Origin of the sequence: Pseudomonas sp. P8_241 (genome assembly GCF_034008315.1) — a bacterium.
Taxonomy (GTDB): Bacteria; Pseudomonadota; Gammaproteobacteria; order Pseudomonadales; family Pseudomonadaceae; genus Aquipseudomonas.
In genome coordinates, this window is sequence record NZ_CP125377.1 from 5,868,811 (window position 1) to 5,892,457 (window position 23,647).

18 protein-coding genes are annotated in these 23,647 nt (G+C 59.7%); 12 read left to right on the forward strand and 6 right to left on the reverse strand.

Annotated elements, in window-relative coordinates:
• Nucleotides 1–146: 146 nt before the first annotated feature.
• From QMK58_RS26365 to QMK58_RS26400, 8 genes are all read left to right on the forward strand, one after another.
• A complete protein-coding gene (locus QMK58_RS26365; protein WP_053162746.1) occupies nt 147–1,541 on the forward strand; it encodes an ethanolamine ammonia-lyase subunit EutB in 1,395 nt (464 codons plus the stop codon).
• An 8-nt stretch (nt 1,542–1,549) separates the two neighbouring features.
• On the forward strand, nt 1,550–2,374 hold the full coding sequence (gene eutC / locus QMK58_RS26370) for an ethanolamine ammonia-lyase subunit EutC (RefSeq protein WP_053162862.1): 825 nt from the start codon (nt 1,550–1,552) through the stop codon (nt 2,372–2,374).
• Between the two features lie 113 nt (nt 2,375–2,487).
• Nucleotides 2,488–2,943: a GNAT family N-acetyltransferase gene (locus QMK58_RS26375; RefSeq protein WP_053162749.1), complete on the forward strand. Its 456-nt coding sequence runs from the start codon at nt 2,488–2,490 to the stop codon at nt 2,941–2,943.
• A 310-nt stretch (nt 2,944–3,253) separates the two neighbouring features.
• Nucleotides 3,254–3,910 (forward strand): DedA family protein, encoded by a 657-nt coding sequence (locus tag QMK58_RS26380; RefSeq protein ID WP_053162750.1) that lies wholly within the window; start codon nt 3,254–3,256, stop codon nt 3,908–3,910.
• Between the two features lie 6 nt (nt 3,911–3,916).
• Entirely contained in the window at nt 3,917–4,729 is an 813-nt protein-coding gene (locus QMK58_RS26385) for a zinc-dependent peptidase (RefSeq protein ID WP_053162752.1), read from the forward strand.
• Nucleotides 4,730–4,842: 113 nt separating this feature from the next.
• Nucleotides 4,843–5,370 carry an inorganic diphosphatase gene (ppa, locus tag QMK58_RS26390; RefSeq protein WP_003205933.1) on the forward strand — a complete coding sequence of 176 codons (528 nt, stop codon included), beginning with the start codon at nt 4,843–4,845 and terminating at the stop codon, nt 5,368–5,370.
• Between the two features lie 230 nt (nt 5,371–5,600).
• Entirely contained in the window at nt 5,601–6,353 is a 753-nt protein-coding gene (locus QMK58_RS26395; protein ID WP_053162754.1) for a S24 family peptidase, read from the forward strand.
• 458 nt (nt 6,354–6,811) lie between these two features.
• A complete protein-coding gene (locus QMK58_RS26400; RefSeq protein WP_320395624.1) occupies nt 6,812–7,987 on the forward strand; it encodes a GGDEF domain-containing protein in 1,176 nt (391 codons plus the stop codon).
• Here QMK58_RS26400 and QMK58_RS26405 read toward each other — a convergent pair.
• Genes QMK58_RS26405 through QMK58_RS26430 form a run of 6 tightly spaced genes read right to left on the reverse strand, consistent with a single transcriptional unit; the run spans nt 7,974 to nt 18,127 of the window.
• Entirely contained in the window at nt 7,974–8,786 is an 813-nt protein-coding gene (locus QMK58_RS26405; protein WP_053162758.1) for a YfaP family protein, read from the reverse strand. The genes QMK58_RS26400 and QMK58_RS26405 overlap by 14 nt on opposite strands.
• 3 nt (nt 8,787–8,789) lie before the next feature.
• Nucleotides 8,790–10,409 (reverse strand): DUF2300 domain-containing protein, encoded by a 1,620-nt coding sequence (locus QMK58_RS26410; protein WP_320395625.1) that lies wholly within the window; start codon nt 10,407–10,409, stop codon nt 8,790–8,792.
• 1 nt (nt 10,410) lies between these two features.
• Complete coding sequence (locus QMK58_RS26415) at nt 10,411–14,970, reverse strand: alpha-2-macroglobulin (RefSeq protein ID WP_320395626.1); 4,560 nt, start codon at nt 14,968–14,970, stop codon at nt 10,411–10,413.
• A complete protein-coding gene (locus QMK58_RS26420) occupies nt 14,967–15,617 on the reverse strand; it encodes a DUF1175 domain-containing protein (RefSeq protein WP_053162762.1) in 651 nt (216 codons plus the stop codon). Before QMK58_RS26420 ends, QMK58_RS26415 begins: the two co-directional genes overlap by 4 nt.
• Nucleotides 15,602–17,299 (reverse strand): DUF2138 domain-containing protein, encoded by a 1,698-nt coding sequence (locus tag QMK58_RS26425; protein WP_053162764.1) that lies wholly within the window; start codon nt 17,297–17,299, stop codon nt 15,602–15,604. Before QMK58_RS26425 ends, QMK58_RS26420 begins: the two co-directional genes overlap by 16 nt.
• Before the next feature lie 36 nt (nt 17,300–17,335).
• Nucleotides 17,336–18,127, reverse strand: coding sequence for a YfaP family protein (locus tag QMK58_RS26430; RefSeq protein WP_053162766.1), 792 nt, complete (start codon nt 18,125–18,127; stop codon nt 17,336–17,338).
• 367 nt (nt 18,128–18,494) lie between these two features.
• Between QMK58_RS26430 and QMK58_RS26435 the strand changes: the two genes are divergently transcribed.
• The 4 genes from QMK58_RS26435 (at nt 18,495) to QMK58_RS26450 (ending at nt 23,646) form a co-directional block, all read left to right on the forward strand.
• Nucleotides 18,495–18,737 carry an exodeoxyribonuclease VII small subunit gene (locus tag QMK58_RS26435; RefSeq protein ID WP_007970180.1) on the forward strand — a complete coding sequence of 81 codons (243 nt, stop codon included), beginning with the start codon at nt 18,495–18,497 and terminating at the stop codon, nt 18,735–18,737.
• Nucleotides 18,734–19,621 (forward strand): (2E,6E)-farnesyl diphosphate synthase, encoded by an 888-nt coding sequence (gene ispA, locus QMK58_RS26440; protein ID WP_320395627.1) that lies wholly within the window; start codon nt 18,734–18,736, stop codon nt 19,619–19,621. Before QMK58_RS26435 ends, ispA begins: the two co-directional genes overlap by 4 nt.
• Nucleotides 19,622–19,712: 91 nt before the next feature.
• Entirely contained in the window at nt 19,713–21,611 is a 1,899-nt protein-coding gene (dxs, locus tag QMK58_RS26445) for a 1-deoxy-D-xylulose-5-phosphate synthase (protein WP_053162769.1), read from the forward strand.
• 151 nt (nt 21,612–21,762) lie between these two features.
• Nucleotides 21,763–23,646 (forward strand): TonB-dependent receptor domain-containing protein, encoded by a 1,884-nt coding sequence (locus QMK58_RS26450; protein ID WP_320395628.1) that lies wholly within the window; start codon nt 21,763–21,765, stop codon nt 23,644–23,646.
• The last annotated feature ends 1 nt before the right edge of the window (nt 23,647 follow it).

A 23,647-nucleotide genomic window follows, 5' to 3' on the forward strand; every position in this document is an offset into this window, starting at 1 on the left:
CATGAAGATCCAAAACGGGAACGGGTTCGCCCGTGAATGCGGTGTGTCATTGTGCATAAAAGCCTCTGGCAAATCGCATTCGCGAGCAGACTCCAACGGAAATTCGCGAAGCAATCAATGCTTGTACACAACAGGAGCCCCGCCCCATGGCCGCATTTGCCCATTCCGTCGGCGCCCAGACCTACCGATTCGACAGCCTCAAGGACGTCATGGCCAAGGCCAGCCCGGCGCGTTCCGGCGACTTTCTGGCAGGCGTGGCAGCGCTCAATGATGGCGAGCGTGTGGCCGCGCAGATGGTATTGGCCGATATTCCGTTGCGCCACTTCCTGCAGGACGTCCTGATTCCCTACGAAGCCGATGAAGTCACCCGACTGATCATCGATACCCATGACAAACAGGCTTTCGCCGTCGTCAGCCATCTCACGGTGGGCGACTTTCGCGACTGGCTGCTTAGCGACGACGCCGACGAACAGAGCCTGCGCGCCCTCGCCCCCGGCCTGACCCCGGAAATGGCCGCCGCCGTGTCGAAGATCATGCGCGTACAGGATCTGGTCCTGGTGGCGCAAAAAATCCGTGTAGTCACCCACTTTCGCGGCACCCTCGGCCTTCGCGGCCGCCTGTCCACCCGCCTTCAACCCAACCACCCGACCGACGAGCCGGCCGGTATCGCCGCAAGTATTCTCGATGGCCTGTTGCACGGTAACGGCGATGCAATGATCGGCATTAACCCGGCCACCGACAGCGTCGCCTCGATCTGCGCCATGCTGGAGATGCTCGACGCGATCATCCAGCGCTACGAAATTCCGACGCAGGCCTGCGTGCTGACCCATGTCACCACGTCGATTGAGGCGGTAAACCGTGGCGTGCCACTGGACCTGGTGTTCCAGTCGATCGCCGGCACCGAGGCGGCCAACGCCAGCTTCGGCATCAACCTGAACGTGCTAAAGGAAGGGTACGACGCCGGATTGAGCCTGAATCGCGGCACACTTGGGCAAAACCTGATGTATTTCGAAACAGGCCAGGGTAGCGCTCTGTCGGCCAACGCCCATCACGGTGTCGATCAACAGACCTGCGAAGCCCGTGCCTACGCTGTAGCGCGACACTTCAATCCGTTTCTGGTGAACACCGTCGTAGGCTTCATCGGCCCGGAATACCTGTACAACGGCAAACAAATCATCCGCGCCGGACTCGAAGACCACTTCTGCGGCAAGCTGCTGGGCGTACCGATGGGCTGTGACATCTGTTACACCAACCACGCCGAAGCCGACCAGGATGACATGGACACCCTGCTGACCCTGTTGGGCGTAGCCGGGATCAACTTCATCATGGGCATTCCAGGGTCCGATGACATCATGCTCAACTACCAGACCACTTCATTCCATGATGCGCTCTATGCCCGCCAGACGCTGGGACTCAAACCGGCACCGGAATTCGAGCAGTGGCTGGCCAAAATGGGCATCTTTACCCAGCCGGACGGCAAGGTTCTCTTTGGCGACAACCTGCCGCCAGCCTTCCGCCAGGCCCTGGCACAACTGGGATGAATGATGACATGGATAAACTACCCTTCGACCCGCACAATCCATGGCTGGAACTGCGCCGGCTGACACCCGCCCGGATCGCCTTGGGCCGTACTGGCACCAGCATCCCCACCCGCGCACAACTGGACTTCCAATACGCGCATGCTCAGGCGCGGGACGCTGTTCATTTGCCTTTTGATCATGTCTCACTCGGTGCGCAACTGCTCGATCGTGGTCGCGAGAGCTTGTTCCTACATAGCGCGGCGCCGGATCGAAACACTTACCTGCAACGCCCGGATTTGGGGCGAAAACTCAGTGATGCATCGGCGCAGACCCTGCGCGAATACGCGTCAAGCCATCCCGACGGCGTTGATCTGGTCATTGTGATCGCCGATGGCCTGTCGGCATTGGCCGTCCATCGCCATAGCCTGCCGTTTCTGGCACGCCTCGAGGAACAGACTTCAGTCGAGGGCTGGTCCGTTGCACCGGTCATCCTCGTGGAACAGGGACGCGTGGCGGTCGCAGACGAAATTGGCGAACTGCTTGGTGCGAAAATGACCGTGATACTTATCGGTGAGCGCCCCGGCCTCAGTTCCCCGGACAGCCTGGGCCTTTACTTCACCTACAACCCGAAGGTCGGCCTGACGGATGCCTGGCGCAACTGCATCTCCAATATCCGTCTCGAAGGCCTGAGTTACGGCATGGCGGCACATCGCTTGGTGTATTTGATGCGGGAAGCCTGCCGGCGGCAGCTATCGGGAGTCAATCTGAAGGACGAGGCACAGGTTCATACGCTGGATGCGGACATGAGTGCAGACATGAAAAGTAATTTTCTGTTGAATCCTCCGAAAACCTGAACCGTTTCCGCATTGCGTTTGCATTCCGATTTGAGGCAGGATCGATTCACGGCCGCCAGGGTTTCCCGTCGCCGACAAAGATGTGAGACAGCCACTTGCAGACGAGACCTACCATGCGGATTATTCAAGCGACCCTCGAACACCTGGACCTGTTGACTCCGCTGTTCGTCAGATATCGCGAGTTTTATGGTTCCCTGCCGTATCCGGACTCGTCCCGGGCATTCCTCGAAAAACGCCTGCGTCGCAAGGAATCGGTGATTTACCTGGCCTTGGCCGATGACGACAAACTGATGGGCTTCTGTCAGTTGTACCCAAGTTTCTCGTCGCTATCGCTAAAGCGCGTCTGGATCCTCAACGATATCTACGTTGCAGAAGATGCCCGTCGCCAACTGGTGGCCGACAACCTGATCCGTACTGCGAAAAAAATGGCCAAGGAAACCAATGCCGTGCGCATGCGGGTTTCCACCAGCAGTCACAACGAAGCCGCGCAGAAAACCTATGAGTCCATCGGATTCCGGGAAGACACCGAGTTCAAGAACTATATATTGCCAATCAGCGACGAACTGTAAGTTCGCGCCAACAGGACGGGCTTCTGCGGCGAGCCCCTCCTGTTCGACTGCCGTAAAGCCGTCAATCCAGCCCATGGAATTTTTCTTGAGCCGCAAACTCAAGATCTGTAGCACGTCGCGGGGGTTATTAATTGTCACCCGAGTTTTGATCTTTGTATCGACATCCCCCGCTACAATCTCGACGCGCTTTTCACCACCCGGCTCGTATAATGCCGACCTTTCTGACTTGTAAGAAAATCTACACCCGTCTGTAGGCTTTCGAAGTCATCGCACAGGCCCGCAGCCCCGGACCGTTAACACAGGTGCCCCCATGGATTTCAACCCGATCGATCTTGTCCTGCATCTCGACGTGTACCTCGATATGCTCGTGACCAACTATGGGACCTGGATCTACGCCATTCTGTTTATGGTGATTTTCTGTGAAACCGGCCTGGTAGTAATGCCCTTCCTGCCTGGCGACTCTCTGCTGTTTATCGCTGGCGCCGTGGCGGCGGGTGGCGGCATGGACCCGGTATTGCTGGCAGGTCTGTTGATGCTCGCAGCGATTCTGGGCGATAGCACCAATTACGTGATTGGACGAACGGCAGGTGAAAAACTGTTCAGTAATCCGAACTCGAAAATATTCCGTCGCGACTACCTGCAACAAACTCACGATTTCTACGACAAGCATGGTGGAAAAACCGTGACGCTGGCGCGCTTCCTGCCGATCATCCGCACATTTGCACCGTTCGTCGCCGGCGTGGCAAAAATGCCCTACCCCCGCTTCTTCGCCTTCAGCGTCCTTGGCACCATCCTGTGGGTCGGCGGCCTGGTGACCCTCGGTTTCTTCTTCGGCAACGTGCCGTTCATCAAATCGAATCTGTCACTGCTGGTGGTCGGCATCATCCTGCTGTCGTTGGTACCGATGATCATTGGCGTCGTGCGCAGCCGCTTCGGTAACGCGGCATCCAAAGCCCACCCGCGCTGATCGTCGATGTGGTCCCTGAGCGCCTGGCGCCGCCAGCGTATCCTGGCCAGGCACCCGATTGCCGATGACATGTGGCAGCGGGTGCGTCATCACCTGAGCCTTCTCGACGGTATCAGCGCTGCCGAAGATCAATGGCTGCGCGAAGCCTGTGTGCTCTTTCTGGACGACAAACACCTGACCGCCCTGCCCGGGGTGGAGTTACACCAGGAACAACGCCTGCTGCTCGCTGCCCAGGCGCAATTGCCCTTGATGAACCTTGGCGATCTGAACTGGTATCAGGGCTTTCACGAAATCATCCTTTACCCGGACGATTTCCTGAGCCCCCAGCGCCATCGCGACGCCAGTGGCGTCGAACACGAATGGGATGGCGAACACAGCGGTGAGGCCTGGCAGCAAGGTCCGGTCATCCTGGCCTGGCCCGGGGTAATGGCCAGCGGTGGTTGGGAAGGCTACAACCTGGTGATCCACGAACTGGCGCATAAGCTCGATATGCTTAACGGTGACGCCAATGGCTTACCGCCGCTGCACGCCGACATGCGGGTCAGCGAATGGGCCACAGTCATGCAGGAAGCCTACGACGACCTCGACCGGCAACTGGATCGCAATCCCGACGCCGAGACCGCCATCGACCCCTACGCTGCGGAAAATCCGGCCGAGTTCTTCGCCGTCACCAGCGAGTACTTCTTCAGCGCCCCGGATGTGCTGCAAGACACTTATCCACAGGTGTATGCGCAGTTGAAGTTGTTCTATCGCCAGGACCCATTGGGCCGGCTGCGGCAACTTCTGGCGCAAGACCCGGTCTACCGGACCCACGACTAAGGTCTACGCGACTTCTGGTACATGGCGTCGCCGTAGGAATATGCCTATAATCGCCGCCACTTTTTGGTCAATCCGGCCAAGTGTTTCTGGTCAACTAACGGGGGCAACGCCCAATGAGCTACAGCAAGATTCCGGCTGGCAAAGACCTGCCGAACGACATCTACGTCGCGATCGAGATTCCGGCCAACCACGCGCCGATCAAATACGAAATCGACAAAGACAGCGATTGCCTGTTCGTTGACCGTTTCATGGCCACCCCAATGTTCTACCCGGCCAACTACGGTTACATCCCGAACACCCTGGCTGACGACGGTGATCCCCTCGACGTGCTGGTTGTTACCCCTTATCCGGTAGCTCCAGGTTCGGTGATTCGCGCGCGTCCAGTCGGCATCCTGAACATGACCGACGACGGCGGCGGCGATGCCAAAGTGATCGCGGTTCCACACGACAAGCTGTCCCAGCTGTACGTCGACGTGAAGGAATACACCGACCTGCCACCTCTGCTGATCCAGCAGATCGAGCACTTCTTCGCGAACTACAAAGATCTCGAAAAAGGCAAATGGGTGAAGATCGAAGGCTGGGCCGGCGCAGACGCCGCCCGCGAAGCGATCACCAAGTCGGTTGCTGCCTATAAAGGCTAAGCGCAGCTGCGCTGCTTCTAGCGGTAAGCGGCAAGAAAAACCCCGGTGATCCGGGGTTTTTTGTGGACGTTGCAAAAGCGCTCCATAACGCGTCGTTTAATACCGGGGCGCATTGGTTTTTTCCTGTTTAACCTCCCCCCAACACCTCTTACATCCAGTCTTAAATTACCCCTGAAATTTGAACGTCTCGTTGAATCAAAGCCTTATGCCACGCGGGTAGACTCGCGTTTATGAAAAAGACCAAGACCTGCGGTTCACGATTCAAAATGCTCCTCGAAGAGGCGAACATTACGACGACTGGATTTGCCGAATTCCTGAAGATTTCAAAACCACAAAATGTTCACAACTGGTACACCCGCGGAGTGCCTCATTACCGCATGGAAGAAGTTGCCAGAAGACTGTCCGTGAACAGCGACTGGCTGAAAACCGGCGACGGCCCGAAGGACGCGAAAGAACTACGCCTGCTCGACGAGTCCGGCAATGCCTTCGATGCTCAGGCGATACGCGGTATTTACAAGGTCATCGAACCCACCGATATCGAACTGCCCCTCTTCAAGGAAACAGCCATCAAGCCCGACTCCAACAAAACCCATGTCATCGAAGTCCCCAATCAGTCCATCCGGCTCCCCCGAAGCGACCTCGATTCTCTGGAAATCAATTATGCCGATGCCATCTGTGCACGCATGATCGGCAACAGCATGGCGGAAAAAATTGAAGATGGCTCCCTCATCGCCATTGACCGTGGGCTCACGCAAATTATCGATGGAGAGATTTACGCCGTCGAACATGACGGCATGCTGCGAATAAAATACCTGCACAGAGTTCCGGGCAATTCACTGCGCATGCGCAGTCACAACAGCGCCGAGTACCCGGATGAAATTTTTAGAGCCGCACACATAGAAGAACAAAACATCAGAGTACTGGGCTGGGTGTTCTGGTGGTCCACGCTCAACAAACGCAGGCCGACGGTACCGTTTCTGTAGTGCCGACCCGTTCCAATCAGCTTGGCACTTCACGCCAGACTGGGAATTCCCCAAAAAAATCAGTATGCTGCGCCCCACATTTGCGCATCGACCCGCCCCGCGGCCGAGATCGCCCCGACCCGGCAGATGATTTTCTCGCCAGGTCCCACAGCCGGACGCAAGATCCGGATGTACGTTTTGAAGGCTGGCGCGGTTTACCAAAAATGATCCAAGCCAGTCCCCGAGAAGCCGGCCACAAGCCGGCTTTTTAATGCCTCAAAGAAAGTAATTCACGACCATAGGTTTGCGACAGCTTCCTGTCTGACGCCCAGCGGTCCGTGCTGAATACGAGCGAGTTGATTGGCTTGCCAAGGTGAAATCGCTGATGCTAAATCCACCTCGTCCAAAGACCGTTACCCTTACCCGGAAGAAGCTCTGCCGGTCGGACTTCGCATTCAAGCTCAACGGAAACCTTCGCAATGGATCTGCACATCCCGACCCTGCTGGTAGTCTCGGTCTTCGTTTTCATTTTGATGGGGTTGTTGACCTGTCATGCCTGGTGGCGTGAAACCCGCGAGCGGTCGCTGGCTTATCTGGGTGCAATGATGCTGCTGGCTGCACTTGGTGTGGTGCTGGTCAGTTGGCGGTCGCGGGGAGTGGATGTTATCCCGCTCGTTTTTGGCAACTTGGCGCTGTTGCTGAGCGCCGCTATGAACTGGACCGCCATGCGCGTGTTTGTCGGGCGTGCGCCGTCGCTGCCGGGAATTTTCGCGGGCGCCGGCATCTGGCTGATCCTGTGCTTTATCCCGGCGTTCTATGACGCCATGCCCCTGCGAGTTGTGGCGTATTCACTGATGGCGGCCGGTTACGGCGTGCTGACGGCATCGGAGTTCTGGCGCAGCCGCAGTAAGCTTGAAGTCGCGTACATGCCAGCGCTGGCACTGACGCTGTTGCACACGACTTTCTATATCGTTCGCAGCGTGATCGATAAGAGTCTGCCACTGGAGCAAGCCCTGTCAGGCCTCGGCGATGGTGTGCGTTTTTTCTCCTTCATGCTGTTCGAATCCATGCTGTATGTCATCGGGATTGCTTACGTGACGCTGGCCATGGTCAAGGAGCGCGCCGAGTTGAAGCTCAAGGCTGCTGCGTTCTGTGATCCGCTGACCGGAATCGGCAACCGTCGCGCCTTCATGTCACACGGAAAACTCCTGCTGACCCGCTGCAAGCGCCGCGAAGAACCCGCTGCATTGCTGCTGTGCGACCTGGATCACTTCAAGCGTCTGAACGATAGCTTTGGTCATCCGATGGGGGATCAGGCACTGATCGCGTTCAGTCGAATCTTGACAGCTCACCTTCGCAGTCACGATGTGTTCGGTCGGATCGGAGGAGAGGAGTTTGCCTGCCTGCTCAAAGAGGCCGATGAACAGGAGGCGGTTCAGGTGGCGGAACGTATTCGCCAAGCGTTTTTCCGGCTGGCGATGCTGGAGCCAGGGTTGCTCAGCGTCAGTATCGGCGTAGTCACCACTCGCGAATCGGGCTACGACCTTTCGAGCCTGCTTTCACAAGCGGATGAAGCCCTGTATGGCGCCAAGGATCACGGGCGCAATCGTGTGCAAACGCTGCGCATGTTGTACCTCGACCTCACGGATAGCTGAATGACTTCACCAGCGTCAGCTCCCCCACCGCCCGCATCGGCACCAGGAACGTTTCCATCTTCTCGCTCGGCGTCCCCTCCTCGGAAATCACCGTTACCTGCGCCGTGGTCAGCGGCTGACCCGCATCCTCCTGCCCTTCTTCATCGCTGCGATACCCGCCGCCAAAGTAGTTCACATACACCAGATACTGTCCCTTGATCGGCGCGGGCATGGCGAAGATTTCCGGGCCGTAGCCGGTGGTCACGTCGACATCGAGTGCTGCGCCATTGGGAACAACACGGTCGCCGTACCAGATGTGGGCGCCGTCGGGGGTGATCAGGTGCAGGTCCAGGTCGGTGTTGTCGCTGTCCCAGGACAACAGCACGCGCAATTTGGCCGGGGTCGCACCCCCACTGCTGTTGAGAAATTGCGTGCGCTGACGTTGCTGGCCGTTGGGGCTGCGAACCTCGACGCTGTTGCTGCCGTTGGGGAATGAGAACGGGCGATCGAAACGGCCGGCTGGATCGATTTTCAGCGGCATACTGACCCCGTTGACGATCAGACGGCCGGGCTCTGTGGATTTGGCTGTCGCTTTGATTTGCCCGCTGATGCGAGCCGTGTTGGCTTGACCTGGCGGGGTGTTCACCGACGAGGCCGGGTAGTTGACGGTCTGCCGGAAGCTTTCCCCTTCGCCCTCAGGTGCGCCGGTGCGCCAACCGCCGGCGGGCGTGTCGAGCTTGACGCCTTCAGCCGCCATCACCGATGGCAATGCCACCAGCGAACAGAGAAACAACAATAGCTGTGGAAAACGGGTTTTCATGGACTATTCCAGCAAGAGGTGGCGGGCGAGCCCTTCGATGTAGGTTTCATCCTGGCCGTTGGGGTGCGCTTCGAAGGCCAGATGCAGGTATTCGTGGGTCAGGTCGAGCCGGTCTTGCAGCGACAGCACGCCGCGCACATAAATGCGCTGGCGTTCGCGGTCGACATAGGGTCGGCCGAAGGTCAGGCGACACACGGCGAAGCTGCTGATTTCGTTGTAGCCGGTTTCACTATCGAGGCGCGGGCGCCAGGTGTGACGCTGCTTTTGCAGCCAGTCTTGTGCGGCGGGAAGCACCTCGCAGGAAGCGACCGGGTTGTCCCAGCGGCTGAGGCTGGCACGTGGGTAAGCGTGCAACAGGATGGCGTCGTAACGCTGGCCGGCGTTGGCTTGCTCGACGGCTTGTTGCCAGGACAGCCTGTCGGGGCCGGGTTGATCGGAGTGGTAGGTGACGGCGCTGCCTGCCAGTACCAGGTCGCTGGTCCACGCGGCAATGTTGCGCGTCCCGGCACTGGCCGGACGCGGTGCAACGCGCTGACGGCTGCTGCTGTCATCGATGCTTAGGCAATCACCATGTCGCGTGGCGTTTTGCAGCAAGTAAGTGCGGATGGCCACAGCCAGGGCTTTGGCAGCTTCGACGGGTTCTGCACTGGCTTCACGTTGCAAAACCCGAGCGACGTATTCTTCGCGATCCACACGGGCAACGAGCGTGTCGTTCAGCAGAAAAAGTTCACCGTCGCTGTGAATATCCAGCGCGTTACCGTTCATGAATTCGACACGATAATCGCCACGCAAGGGTCCCGCGGACACCACGCTCTCACCCGATAGCACACGCCGCACCGGGTATCGCGAGAACAGCCCGACCTCGACGCACCGTCCAGCATCGACCGGCCATTCAACGGGAATGACCGACGCCAACGCCTGCGCATAATCACGCAAAACCCGTTGACTGGTCCCGCGCCCACCGGCCCAGATCGGCTCTGCGTCTGCCGTCCAACCGGCAAATCCACCTTGGCGCGATGCGGCATCCTGATCCCTCAACCAGCTCCAGGTTTTCACCCGCAAGCGGCTGCCGAGTTCGCCTGCGACATTGCCATCCGCCGCATTCAGTACCACATCGAGCAACACACGCCGGGCCTGATCCTGTGCCGGCATGACCGCCAGCACCTTCAACAGCGCCGCCACCGAAACCCGTGTGGCCGGTTGCAGCGAAGGTAAATCGAGTAGCCATTCCGGTGCTTGCCGCGCCTGCCAATACACCCGCCAATCGGCGTCCTTGATGCCCAATCGCGCCGGCTCGAAATACAAGCCACAGGATTTCACCAGCGCCTGATCACGTTCGATCTTGCCGCCCGGCGTGCAGCAATAAACTTCTTCCTTCGACTGCCCACGACATTCATAGGCCGGTTCTCGTGCGCCGGTATCCACCAGCCAGGCATAGACAAACAACTTCCACACACTGCCCAGCGGCGCCTGCAAATCTGCAGGCAAAGGCTCGCGAGAGATCGCTTGAGCACGATTCAACGACAACAATTCGCCCTTGAATGCCACGCGCAGCGGTTCGTCCTGCGCCATTGCCAGCGCAGGGATCAAACACAGCAGCCACCCGAGCAGAGGCCGCCACACGTCAGTGAACCGTGACCTGACCGAGGGCCGGTGTCTGTTCCCGGGCCTGATGTTGTGGCGCATAAACCTGAGTGAAACGCACCGGCGGCAGGTTGAACTGGCCTTTTTGCGAGAAGCGCACCAAGTGCCGCAGACGCAATTCACCGCTCAAGGCATCGACCGCAATGGCGTAGGCCATTTGCCCCGGCTCGAAGCGCGCTTTTTCCAGCGCGCTCGGCTCGGTGCCGGCCTTGCCCATGAGCTTGATGCCCCAGGTCGTACGTTCAACATCTGCGCCCGGTGGCAACGGCACTTCGAGCATGCCGTAGCGCAGCGGTTTGGCGGCTTTGCTGGTGATGATCACTTCGTCCAGATACAGGCTGTCGCTGGACAGCGGCGCGTTGCCGACCGCTTCCAGTTTGAAGGTGAATGCTTCATCCCCCGGCACCAGACGCGACAGACGACGGGTGATAGTGACCGCCATCGGATCGACCACAGGTTGCTGGCTTTGGAAGCTCAATGCGGCACGCAGCGGACGCTCTTGCTCCCCGGTCAGTGACAACACGGCGGGCACCGGCGCAGCCCCCTGCCACGTCCAATACATTTCACCAGAAACGCCATGCTGCTTCTTCCAGCCTTCACCTGGCGCCAGTGCGATGGTAGGCGACGCCTGTTCGATACTGCGTTGCAGCCACGTCAGCGCCAGCGCACGCTCCAGGGTTGATTGCTGCGGCAACAGACGTCGCAACAACGCTTGAGCATGAGCCTGATTGAACGGTTGCAACGACAGGTCCAGCGCTTCGGCAAACGGTTGGGAACTGGCCGCCAATCGTTGCTGCGCATCGGCCAGTTGCCGGTTGAAAGTCTCTGGCAGAGCGACCTTGGATTGTTTGGCCAAGGAGGCCGTCAGCACGCGTGCGGCGGCCAGACCGAGAGCGGAATCCGGATCGCTCATGACGAGGCTGTCTTCGCCATCCTCCATCAGGTTCGCGGCAGTGCCCTCGCCCGCTTTCGACAGATCGTCCATCAAACCGCTGAGCAGCGTATTGACCGGCAATTGCATCTGTTTGGCGAACGATAGAATTAGCGCACGCTGCAACAGCGGCGTGTTCTTCGCCTGCTTCGCGTACACCTCCAACACCCGCTGCCAATGCTCCGGCGGCAGGCTCAGGTCCAGTACCTGACTGGCGTGCCAGTCGGCGTAATAGGCGTAAGCGGTGAGGAACGCGTCCGGCTCGCCGTCCATGCCCCACCAGGTGAATGCCGCCGACGGCCCAGCCATTTGCACCAGACGCAAGCGACTGTTCTGCATGATCAGGCGTAAGCGATCGCGGATCTGCGGATTCGTTGCAAGGGTCGGGTAAGCGATGCTCAACGGCAACAGACGACTGGCTGTTTGCTCGACGCCGCCGTAGGGATAACTCAGCAGATCATCCAGCGCCGAGCGGAACAGCGCTTGCGGGCTGTCGTCCAGTCGCAGGTGGATGTCCGTTGCATCAGCCGGCAAGGTCAACGGTGTATCGCCAGTGGCAACGTCCAGGTTTTGGCTTTGCCTGACCTGCCAGCCTTCACCGGTCACGGCCAGATGCACGGCCAGGGCATCAGCGGGTTTACCGTCCAGCAGCAACTCGGCCGTCCACTCACCATTGGCCAATGGGAATGCCGGCAAGGCGATGTAGTTGATGCCGCTATTGAGCGTGACAGGCAAGCGCTGTTCGGTGCCTGCGTAATGGGTCACCAGTTCAGCCTTGACTGGTTTTTCGGCCTGACTGAACGCGAACACGCCGAGGTCCGGTTTGTCGCCACTGCGGAATCGGTTCGGCCCGCTCCACTTCAGGTAAAGGGGTTTTTCCGAGCGCACGAATTGCTTCTTCTGCCCAACCTGACCGTCATCGGCGATGGCCCGCGCCGTGATGCGCCAGCGGGTCAGCGAGTCAGGCATTTTGAAGGTGAAACGGGCTTTACCATTGGCATCGGTCAGCAACTCCGGTTGCCACGCAGCGGTGTCGACGTCTTCGCGACGCGGCCGCTCCAGCACTTTCACCCCGCGCTCACTGCGATTGGCTTTGCCCGGCGCGCCGGGGCTGCCTGGCAATGCCACGTCGTAACTGATGAACGACAGACTGGCGCTGGTACGCACGTTGTTTCGCCGTGGATGGTAGAAAAACTGGTCGATCGTCGGCGCGACTTCCGGTTGCAGCGCGTAGACCATTTCGTCGACCACGCTGACCGTCAGATGCGCCGGAATCGGTTTGCCGGCGAACAGTGTGGTCAGGTCCACCGAGACCGTTTCGCCGGGCTGATAAGCCTCTTTATCCGTCGCGATGGCCACGTCGATCTGCGGCGTAATCACCTTGATGCCGGCGTTCTGGAAGCTGTACTGACCGCCCTTGGTGTAGAGCACCGAGAAGGTCAGGTTAGGCGCGAAACCGTCGCGCACCGGAATACGTGCGCGGTATTGGGTGTCACTGAGTTTTTCCATCTTCAACCAGTCGCCGCCCTTGGACAGCAACGCGGTGGCCTCGACCTTGTCACGCTCCAGCGACAGCAGCGCATCACTGATCGGCTCGGGAAAAGTAATCAGCGCCAGCGCTTCATCGCCAGTTTTGTACTCGGGTTTGTCGAGGACGATTTCCACGGTGCCGGGGACCGCTTTGACACCTTCGCCCGTGACCGAATGCCCGGTCGCGCCGAGCGTGCGGCCATGATCATCCCTGAGTGTCAGGCTGTATGTCCCCGGACGCTCGAAGGCCAGGGTGAAGCCTTTGTCGGTTGCAGCCAGTTTGCCTTCGCCCGTGCTCTGATCTTCCAGGCGTACCCAACCGTAACTGCTTGGTGTAATCGCTTGCGCGTGCTCACCCTCGCGGGCGTAGCTGAACCCAACCTTGTCGCCCACCGCGCTGAACCGTTGCGACGCGCTCAACCGGACATTCGCCGCACCGCGATCGATGAGGATTTCCTTGGTGGTCCTGACCCGGTACGCCGCACCATCGCTGGCGAAAACGGTGAGCATGTAGCGACTCGGTTTCTCGGCCGCCGGCAGATCGAGCGTCGCGTTGCCTTTGGCGTCGGTGGTCAGTTCCGTGCTGGTCAACTCCACCGGGAATTGCCCGAGGTATTGCAGCTCGTTGTCGACCATCGACAGTTGCTGGGCGCGCAGGCTCAGGCTCAATTTGGCATTGGCCACCGGTTTGCCATCCGGGTACAACAGCACCAGATTGCCCTTCACCGGCTCGTCGGTGCGGTAATCCGGCTTGGCCAGATTCAGGGAAATTTCGAAATGTGGCTTGATGTATTCGGCCACGCGGAACGCACTGCTGTAGACCTGATCCTTGTAGTTGAACCGCAACTCGTAGCCACCGGCCACCGCGTTATCCGGCAATTGGAAGCGACCCTCGGCACCCGCCGTGGAATCGAGTTTCAAGGCCAGACTTTGCAGCGCCGTTCCCGTCGCATCCAGCACGCTCACGTTGACGTCGGCAGCGCTGGGCTGCACCGAATCCCGGGCGTTCTTGAACTCGCGTCCGACGATTTTCAGCGACACCCAATCCCCCGGCCGATACAGCGGCCGGTCGGTGAAGGCGTAGAGTTTGGTGTCGTAAATTTCGCTGTCGTAGTAGAAGTTTTCCGAGACGAACACCCCGCCCTCTTCGTCCTCGCCAATCACGAACGAGCGCTCGGGGCTCACGTGTTTCAGTCGCAGTAAACCGTCGGCATCGGTGGCACCGCTGTTCATCACGCCGAGACCATCGGTCCACAGCACATTGACCTTCGCCACCGAACTGCCTTCGTGTTTGCGCGCCGCCCACACCAGCAATTCGTCGCCGGCAATCTTGCTCACCGCCACGGTGTTGGAGACGAAGACCATGGTCGTCGCGCGGTACTTGCCGATCAGCGCTTCCACCAGGTACAAACCCGGTTTCAGGTTGCCCAACGGGATATACACGTTGCCCGGCGCCACACTGACAAACTCACTGGAAGACCCCGCCAGGTTTACCCCCGCTGGCGGCTGAATCGGCTTGGCTTGCCACAGCGGATAACGGAACTGGCTGACCACCGGCAAACCCGGAATCAGTGCGAATTGCGGCTGTGCATCGTAGGGCGTTGGCGCGGCCATGGTGTCGCCCATCTTCAGTTCCGGCACTTGCTCGGTGACCTGTTTACGCGACTCGTAGGAAAACGCCCGCTGCATCACGCGCCGGGATTTGCGGTACCAGTTGTCCCACAGGTACGCCAACGTATTGGACAGCCCCTCACCCTTGAACTGGCCGTCACTCACCACGCGATGCAGGTTCTTTTGGCGCTTGAGGAAATCCAGCGGCTTGTCGATGCGATACACCCGAATGTCGGCGCCACCGTACGGTTCCATGCGATAACGCCGGTAGTCACGACCCGGCGCCTCGAGGCGCACCATCGCCTGTTCATCGCTGGCGAAACTGCTGTCGGCCAGCAGGAAAAAACTTTCGCCCGCCACCGGCGTGTAGCCGCTTGGCTCGACGGTGTCTTCGGCATTGACCGCCGAGAACGGCAGTATCAACACCAACAGCAGAGACAGAAAACGCAGCATGCGGGCACCGGTCATTGGGAGAGAAAATTCAGTCGATAGACGCCGATGAAGTTGGGGTTGGCTGCATCGGGTATCCATCGCGTGTCCTTCCATGTCATGAGTTGCTGCAGGCTTGCCGAACGCATGCCGTTGTCGGTGGGGGTGGTGGTGCCGGTGTGATAGGCGATGTAGCGGCCCATCCAGATCATCAGGTGCTGATCGTCGCCCTGATCGAAAAACATCAGGTCGCCAGGACGAGCTTGAGACACATCGCGACTGACCAGATGACTGTTGAACTGAATCAGTTTGATCGCGTTGACGTACGGCCCGACCTTGCCACCGCCCTGCTGCCATTGCTGGGCGAGACGACGCTGGGCATTGCTCAGTTGCAACTCCGGCGGCAGGTAGCGATTGGACAGGCCATTGCTGCGCAGCCATTTGTCGTCATGGATTTTCAGCGCTTCATTGGCGGCAAATCGCACCAGCCCGGCGCAGTCCTGCTGATACCAGCGTGGGCTTGGGCCCTGGCTCAGTTGCTCCTGGGCGATGCGCACAAACCAGGCGCGGAAGACCTGGGATTGCTGCGGATCGAGCGCGGGCGCTTCGATGGCCCGGGCGCCCGCACTCAGCAGCAAAGCGAGTAAACCAAGGCTGCGGATCAGTGCGCTCACAGGGCTTTCCATTCCAGCGGCAACCAGTGCCAATGGCCGTCGGGCTCACTGCCTTCGGGCAAGGTCAGCGCATATTTGCGGTAGCCGCCGAGCTGGCGCAGTTTCGGAATCAGGTAGGTCTGCGCGGCGTTGTAGAACACCGGTTCCATGTCTTGGGGCAGGCTGTCGAGGGTTTCCTGCTGTATCAATTGCGCCATGGATTCCGGGCCGAAGTACACCGGCATCAGCAGGTCTTTGGGCACCACATCGGCCATCGGCGGGAAGCGTTTGTCGAGGGTGCCGAGGGCCTTGTCGACCAGTTTGTCGTCGAGGGAAAACAGCAGTGTCGAACCGTGCCGCGCCAGGCTCACACGCATGAATGCCTTGCCGCTGATCGCCTCCGGATTCTCGGCGTCCTTGGCTTTGTACGGGCCGAAACTGGAACTGACTTGCCGCTGCCACTGATGGCTCTGCCCCTCCTGTTTCTCCACCACCGGGAAGACGCGCTCGGCGACATTGCCTTCATAGGCACCCACCATCGAGCCAAACAACGTGCCCAGATCGCCATCGAGCTTGCCGCCCTCCTCATCATTCAGACTGGCCACCAGCAACGGCGTATACAGCCGCGAATCGGCGTACCAGCACAGCCCCGCCGCGCCGGCCATGTGTTCGGTCAACGCTTGGGCAACACGGTCTTCGGCGCCGAGTTTCACCAGCAGCGGCTTTTGTTGTTCGGCGGCCAGCGGCAACGCTACGCAAGCGCTGGCGCCCATGGGCATGGCTTGCCAGATCGGTTTGAAATCGAAGTCCGGCTGATTGTCCAACTCGTCCATCGCGAGAAAGCTGTGCCAGCCCTTGTCGTCCATGTCGAAACGCAGGCCGGCGAAATTCGGAATGAAGCGCTGATACCCCATGGCCAACACACTGGCATTGACCGACAGGCGTTGCTTCACCTCCGGCGCACGGGGTGGCAGGCCGAAGGCTTCGGGGAACAATTTTTCGCCGTTGAGCAGCGCCGCGATGGATTGGGTCGAAACGCTCCCGGCGTCCTGTGAAGCGCCGCGTTGCGGGTCGTAGAGTTTCGCCGGATTGGACAACACCACCAGTTTGTCGCCATGGGAAGCGAACAGCAGCGCCTTGCTGGCGTTGTAAGTCAGTTGATAGAGCGCCACATCCTCGGCACCGACTTTCACGTCGGCGATTTTGCTCAATTGCGAATCATCCAGCGCCACTTTCGCCAGCGGTTCCAGGACCTTGGCCAGGCCACCGCGATCCATCACCAGCAGGAAATCCTTAAGCCGTCCATCCGTACCGCGCCACAACGCCACGTCTGCCGGTTGATCGAACAGTTGCTCGATCAGCGAATCCTGAAACTTCAGGTCATGCTCGTAAATGATCCGCCGCAGACTGCCGATCAACCCAAGGCGATCGGCGTGGGCTTGATAATAGAAAACGAAATCTTCGGTCAGGGTTTCCTTGAGAAACGGCACCGCCAACAGGTCCTTGGGCAACTGGCTCAAGGAATGGGTTTCGAGCAATCCATCGGGGCGGCTCATGCCGAGTTTTTCCGCCGCCAGTTGCGGTGCCGGCGCTTTGTTTTTTTGCATCAGCCAGCCCATGCCAGCGACCACGCCTGAGACCAGGCACAGCCCGACGACAATGGCTGGCCAACGGCGGGACGGTTTGACGGCCGGCGTTGCAGTGTTTTCGCTCATGTTCACAAAACCCAGTTCATCCGTGGAGCGGGATGTTTAGTAGTTGAAAGTCTTGACCAGCAGCAGGTCGCCGATTGCGCGCAGGGGCACGATGAACGTCTCGCGTTTTTCATCGACGGTATTTTCGTTGAGCACCAGATTGATCTGCGAAGTGATCACCTCGTTCTGGTTGCCGGCCTCATCGAAGTTATAGCCGCCGCTGCCGAAGTTGCCCCAATAGTTCACGTAAACCAGATAAGAGCCACGCAGCGGTGCGGTCATGGTGAACATTTCCGGACCCGGACCATCGACGCCGTCAGGGTCCAGGCCCCCGCCATTGGTCAACGCCGGGTGCGCCCAGAAGGCATGCTGGCCATCGGGCGTGACAATATGCAGGTCGAGTTCGGCTTTCGGATCGTCCCAACCCAGCACCACGCGAATCCGCGCCGGGGTGCGCAGATTGTTGGCCTCATAGAATTGAACACGCTTGAGTGACTGACCTTCGGCGCTGCGTACTTCGACGCTGTTGGAGCCGGCGCCAAACGCATAGGGCCGGGCAAAACGCCCTTGTTCGTCGGTGTAGAGATTCAGCGGATTACCGTTGACCGCCAAGGTGTGCGGCCCGCGCTGGGTGCCGAGGGCCTTGAGCCGGCCTTCGATCATCGTGCGATTACGCTGCACGCCCCGGTCAATGGGTGGCGTGGGATAGGCGACTTGCGGGTTTTCTGTGCGATCGAGCAACCCGTTGAAGCGCCATCCGCCCACAGGTTCCGATAACTCGGCATTCGGCGCAGCCAGAATCATGGGCGCGAAAACCACCCCGATCAGCAGCAAAAGAAATGAGCGCATGCGACGCCTCCTGCCATGCATGACGAAACCTTGCGCCTGATCCTGGACGCGTTATAGATGCCAATACTGCGTTTCGTCTGAAAGACCCGTGACTGTCGAGTCGTAGAGGGGGCGCAGGTTAGCCATTGGGACGTTTTTAAACAATCGGATGGATCTGAAATTGCGGTCGGAATCACGGTAACGGGTGGACGGTGAGCCGAATAGCGTTTCTATTCGGCTCATAATGCGAGCCGAATAATCCGTATCATCGGGGGCCACGAACTTTGAGGCACTCAAAATCAAGGCCTTCGAATCCCCCCTTCATTTGCCCACGCCCCCCCTATCTGCTAGTGTCGCGCCGGTTTAACGTCAACCGGAAATCGCCGCCATGGCCCGCAAAAAAGCTGCACTGGATTTCGAACAGTCCCTCGCCGACCTGCAAACGCTGGTGGAGCGTCTGGAGAATGGCGAATTGTCGCTGGAGGACTCGCTGGCCGCTTTCGAGCAGGGTATCGGTCTGACTCGCGATTGCCAGGCGGCGCTGGCCCAGGCCGAGCAAAAGGTTCAGGTGCTGCTTGAGCGTGATGGCGAGCTGGCCGAGGAACCCTTCGACGCGGATCAACCAGAATGATTGCAGCGTACTCGGCAAGCAGTCAGGCCCGCGTCAACACAGCGCTGGAAACCCTGTTCACCGCGCCGAGCCCGGAACTGGCGCGGCTGTACGAAGCCATGCGCTACAGCGTGATGAATGGCGGCAAACGCGTGCGCCCACTGCTGGCCTATGCCGCGTGCGAAGCACTGGGTGGCAAGCCCGAGCAAGCCAACGGCGCGGCCTGTGCCGTGGAACTGATCCATGCCTATTCGTTGGTGCATGATGATTTGCCGGCCATGGACGATGACGATCTGCGTCGCGGCCTGCCCACCACCCACAAGAAATTCGACGAAGCCTGCGCGATTCTCGCTGGCGACGGCTTGCAGAGTCTGGCCTTCAGCGCCCTGCTCGACCCGCGCCTGAGCACATTGGACGCTGTGATCCACCTGCAAATGGTCAGCGCCCTGGCACTGGCCGCAGGCCCGGCGGGCATGGTCGGTGGTCAGGCCATCGACCTTGGCTCGGTCGGTTTGAAGCTCGATCAAAAAGCCCTTGAATACATGCATCGGCACAAGACCGGCGCGCTGATCGAGGTCAGCGTCAAGCTCGGCGCCCTGGCCAGCGGCCGTGCCGAGAAAGACGAACTGCAAGCCCTGCAAACTTATGCGCAGGCCATTGGCCTGGCATTCCAGGTCCAGGACGACATTCTCGACGTCGAAAGCGATACCGCCACGCTTGGCAAACGCCAGGGCGCCGACATCGCGCGGGACAAACCGACCTACCCGGCCCTGCTCGGTCTCGAAGCCGCCAAGGCCTATGCCCTGGAACTGCGCGACCAGGCCCTGCAGGCGCTGCGACCGTTTGACGCGGCGGCCGAGCCGTTGCGCGATCTGGCCCGTTATATCGTCGATCGCCGCAGCTGACGGCGATTACGCCAAAAAAAACCAACGCGTGGGCAGGGGGCGATGCATCAGGTAAACTGCCGCATCTTTTATACCTATAACGATTCGCCTGATGCCCACGACGTTTCATGAGATTCCCCGCAAGCGCCCGACCACGCCCCTGCTCGACCGCGCGAATACGCCGGACGGCCTGCGCCGGTTAGGCGAAGCCGAGCTGGAAACCCTGGCCGATGAGTTGCGCCTGGAATTGCTCTACACGGTCGGCCAGACCGGTGGGCATTTCGGTGCCGGGCTGGGCGTGATCGAGCTGACCATCGCGTTGCATTACGTCTTCGACACCCCGGACGACCGGTTGGTGTGGGACGTGGGTCATCAGGCGTATCCGCACAAGATCCTCACCGGTCGCCGCGAGCGCATGGGCACCCTGCGCCAGAAGGACGGTATTGCCGCTTTCCCGCGCCGCTCAGAGAGCGAGTACGACACCTTTGGCGTTGGCCATTCCAGCACCTCGATCAGTGCAGCGCTGGGCATGGCGATTGCCGCCCGCCTGCAGAACAGCGATCGCAAGGCGATTGCCGTCATTGGTGACGGCGCGTTGACGGCCGGCATGGCGTTCGAGGCGCTGAACCATGCGCCGGAAGTGGACGCCAACATGCTGGTAATCCTCAACGACAACGACATGTCGATCTCGCGCAACGTCGGCGGCCTGTCGAATTATCTGGCGAAAATCCTTTCCAGCCGCACTTACGCGAGCATGCGTGAAGGCAGCAAGAAAGTCCTGTCGCGCCTGCCCGGCGCCTGGGAAATTGCCCGCCGCACTGAAGAATACGCAAAAGGCATGCTGGTCCCCGGCACGCTGTTTGAAGAGCTGGGCTGGAATTACATCGGCCCGATCGACGGCCATGACCTGCCGACCCTGATCGCCACCCTGCGTAACATGCGCGATCTGAAGGGCCCGCAGTTCCTGCACATCGTCACCAAGAAAGGCAAAGGCTTCGCTCCCGCGGAGGTCGACCCGATCGGTTACCACGCCATCACCAAACTCGAACCGCTGGACGCCCCGGCCGTCGCGCCGAAGAAGGCCAGCGGGCCGAAGTATTCCGGTGTGTTCGGTGAGTGGCTGTGCGACATGGCCGCTGCCGATCCGCGCCTGGTCGGGATCACCCCGGCGATGAAGGAAGGCTCGGACCTCGTGGCCTTCAGCGAGCGTTTCCCGCAGCGCTACTTCGATGTGGCGATTGCTGAACAACACGCCGTGACTCTCGCCGCCGGTATGGCCTGCGAAGGCGCGAAACCGGTGGTGGCGATCTACTCGACGTTCCTGCAACGCGGTTACGACCAGCTTGTTCACGATGTGGCGGTGCAGAACCTCGACGTGCTGTTCGCCATCGACCGTGCCGGTCTGGTGGGCGAAGACGGCCCGACTCACGCCGGCAGCTTTGACCTGTCTTATTTGCGCTGCATCCCCGGCATGCTGGTGATGACGCCGAGCGACGAAAACGAACTGCGCAAAATGCTCACCACCGGCCACCTCTACAACGGCCCGGCGGCGGTGCGCTACCCGCGCGGCAATGGCCCTAATGCGACGATCGAAAAAGATCTCGAACCGATTGAAATCGGCAAGGGTGTGATTCGTCGTCAGGGCAGCAAGGTCGCCTTGCTGGTATTCGGCGTGCAATTGGCCGAGGCGCTGAAAGTCGCCGAGAAGCTGGAGGCGACCGTCGTCGACATGCGCTTCGTCAAGCCGCTGGATGAAGCGCTGGTTCGCGAAATCGCCGGCAGTCATGAACTGCTGGTGACTATCGAAGAAAACGCAATCATGGGCGGCGCCGGAGGCGCGGTCAGCGAATTCCTCGCTCGCGAGAACATCCTCAAGTCGATGCTGCACCTGGGCTTGCCGGACATCTACGTCGAACACGCCAAACCTGCGCAGATGCTGGCCGAATGCGGTTTGGATGAGGCCGGGATCGAAGCGTCCATTCGCGAACGCCTGCAACTGCTGAACCTCTAAACAGCTAACCCTGTGTAGGAGCTGCCGAAGGCTGCGATCTTTTGATCCTGGCTTTCGGCAGCGCCAAATCTGAAAAATCAAAATCAAAAGATCGCAGCCTTCGGCAGCTCCTACAGGGGCGTTGTGTCGCATCTGAAATCCCGGATCCTCCATGAAACTCTCTCCCCTCGCCCTGACGCTGACCCTGTTGCCAGCCGGCCCACTGCTGGCCGACACCTTCGAACGCGATCAAGCCCTGAAATTGCCCGACGTGCTGATCAGCGCCAACCGCCAGGTCGAGGCGCGCAATGACAGCAGCGCCGCCAACACTGTATTCACCCGCGAAGACATCGACCGCCTGCAACCCGACAGCGTCACTGATCTGCTGCGTCGTGTGCCCGGTGTTCAGGTCGCACAGACCGGTGGGCGCGGCAGCCTGCCGGGGGTCTACATCCGTGGCACTCAATCGGCGCAGAGTCTGGTGCTGGTGGATGGCCAACGCATCGGCAGCTCAACCTCCGGCGACAGCAACCTGCAACACATCAACATCGAACAGGTCGAGCGCGTTGAAGTGTTGCGCGGCTCCCGTTCGGTGATTTATGGCAGCGATGCAATTGGCGGGGTAATCCAGATTTTCACCCGCCGTGGCGGCGAACCAGGATTGCGGCCGCAACTGCATGTCGGCTTTGGTAGCAATCAGACCTGGGAACGCAGTCTCGGGCTGTCCGGTGGCGATGAGCAAACCCGCTTCAATCTCGGCGCCAGCCTCGATGAAACCGCCGGGATTGATCGCACTCACCAGTCATATCCCAGTGACGGTGATCACGATGCCTACCGCAACAAGTCGCTCAGCCTGAGTCTGAGCCACGCGCTCAGCGACGACATCGAGATCGGTGCCAACCTGCTGGATAACCGCGGCAAGAGCGAATACGACAACCCGTTCGGGCGCTTCGACCTGAACACCTTCGGTCAGCAGCAGCCCTACAACGAATTCGATGTGAGCAGTGTCAGCAGCTATGCCGACGCCCGGATCAACGAGGTGTGGAAATCCCGCGTTGAATTCGGCCACAGTGAAAACAGCGAGAAAACCTTCGACAAGCTCAGCGATGAGCGCAGCGTGTTCAACACCTATCGCGACTCGGTGAACTGGCAAAACGACCTGACACTCACTGAGCGCAACAGCCTGATGATTGGCGGCGACTGGTACGAAGACCGGGTCAACAGCAGCACCGCGTTCGATGAAGACAGCCGCTGGAACCGTGCCGCGTTTATCCAGCATCGTTATCAGGCCGACAGTTTTGCCACCGAACTGGGCTTGCGTCATGACGACAACCAGCAGTTTGGCAGCCAGAACACCTGGAGCGGTACCCTCACCCTGCCGCTGAACCCTGACAATGAAATGTTGCTGACCTACAGCGAAGGTTTTCGCGCACCGACCTTTAATGATCTGTATTACCCGGACTTCAGCAACCCGGATTTAAAGCCCGAGACGTCGAAAAGCTATGAACTGCAATGGCGAAGCCAACTGACCGAGAGCAGTAGACTGGAGGCTTCGCTCTACCGGACGGACCTTGAAGACGCGATCATTTTCGGCAGCAACTCGCGACCGGAAAACGTTGCTTCGGCGCGGATCAACGGTTTCGAAGCGGCGTTGAAACAGGAGCTGTTCGGCTGGCAGAGCAACCTTGGCGTGGCGATCATCGACCCACGGGACCGCGACACCGGCCATACCTTGGCCCGCCGCGCACGACGCACGCTAAGCCTGGACCTGGATCGACAGTTCGATCGTCTCGGGCTCGGCGCCAGTTGGCAGGCGGTCAGCAGCAGCTACGACGACTTGAACAATCAACAGCCGTTGGGTGGTTACGCGTTGCTGGGGTTGCGCAGCAGTTGGGCACTCAACCGTGAAATTCAGTTGGAGCTAAAGGTGGATAACTTGCTGGACAAGGGCTACAGCCGGGCGATGTACAGCCATGAAGGCAGTCAGTATGGGTATCGCGAAGAAGGTCGGGCGTGGATGTTCGGGGTGACGTGGACACCGGAAATACAGTTGTAGG

Coding starts and splice junctions, on each gene's coding strand:
- QMK58_RS26365 (WP_053162746.1), top strand. CDS start 147: ATGGCCGCATTTGCCCATTCCGTCGGCGCCCAGACCTACCGATTCGAC.
- eutC (WP_053162862.1), top strand. CDS start 1,550: ATGGATAAACTACCCTTCGACCCGCACAATCCATGGCTGGAACTGCGC.
- QMK58_RS26375 (WP_053162749.1), top strand. CDS start 2,488: ATGCGGATTATTCAAGCGACCCTCGAACACCTGGACCTGTTGACTCCG.
- QMK58_RS26380 (WP_053162750.1), top strand. CDS start 3,254: ATGGATTTCAACCCGATCGATCTTGTCCTGCATCTCGACGTGTACCTC.
- QMK58_RS26385 (WP_053162752.1), top strand. CDS start 3,917: ATGTGGTCCCTGAGCGCCTGGCGCCGCCAGCGTATCCTGGCCAGGCAC.
- ppa (WP_003205933.1), top strand. CDS start 4,843: ATGAGCTACAGCAAGATTCCGGCTGGCAAAGACCTGCCGAACGACATC.
- QMK58_RS26395 (WP_053162754.1), top strand. CDS start 5,601: ATGAAAAAGACCAAGACCTGCGGTTCACGATTCAAAATGCTCCTCGAA.
- QMK58_RS26400 (WP_320395624.1), top strand. CDS start 6,812: ATGGATCTGCACATCCCGACCCTGCTGGTAGTCTCGGTCTTCGTTTTC.
- QMK58_RS26405 (WP_053162758.1), bottom strand. CDS start 8,786: ATGAAAACCCGTTTTCCACAGCTATTGTTGTTTCTCTGTTCGCTGGTG.
- QMK58_RS26415 (WP_320395626.1), bottom strand. CDS start 14,970: ATGACCGGTGCCCGCATGCTGCGTTTTCTGTCTCTGCTGTTGGTGTTG.
- QMK58_RS26420 (WP_053162762.1), bottom strand. CDS start 15,617: ATGGAAAGCCCTGTGAGCGCACTGATCCGCAGCCTTGGTTTACTCGCT.
- QMK58_RS26425 (WP_053162764.1), bottom strand. CDS start 17,299: ATGAGCGAAAACACTGCAACGCCGGCCGTCAAACCGTCCCGCCGTTGG.
- QMK58_RS26430 (WP_053162766.1), bottom strand. CDS start 18,127: ATGCGCTCATTTCTTTTGCTGCTGATCGGGGTGGTTTTCGCGCCCATG.
- QMK58_RS26435 (WP_007970180.1), top strand. CDS start 18,495: ATGGCCCGCAAAAAAGCTGCACTGGATTTCGAACAGTCCCTCGCCGAC.
- ispA (WP_320395627.1), top strand. CDS start 18,734: ATGATTGCAGCGTACTCGGCAAGCAGTCAGGCCCGCGTCAACACAGCG.
- dxs (WP_053162769.1), top strand. CDS start 19,713: ATGCCCACGACGTTTCATGAGATTCCCCGCAAGCGCCCGACCACGCCC.
- QMK58_RS26450 (WP_320395628.1), top strand. CDS start 21,763: ATGAAACTCTCTCCCCTCGCCCTGACGCTGACCCTGTTGCCAGCCGGC.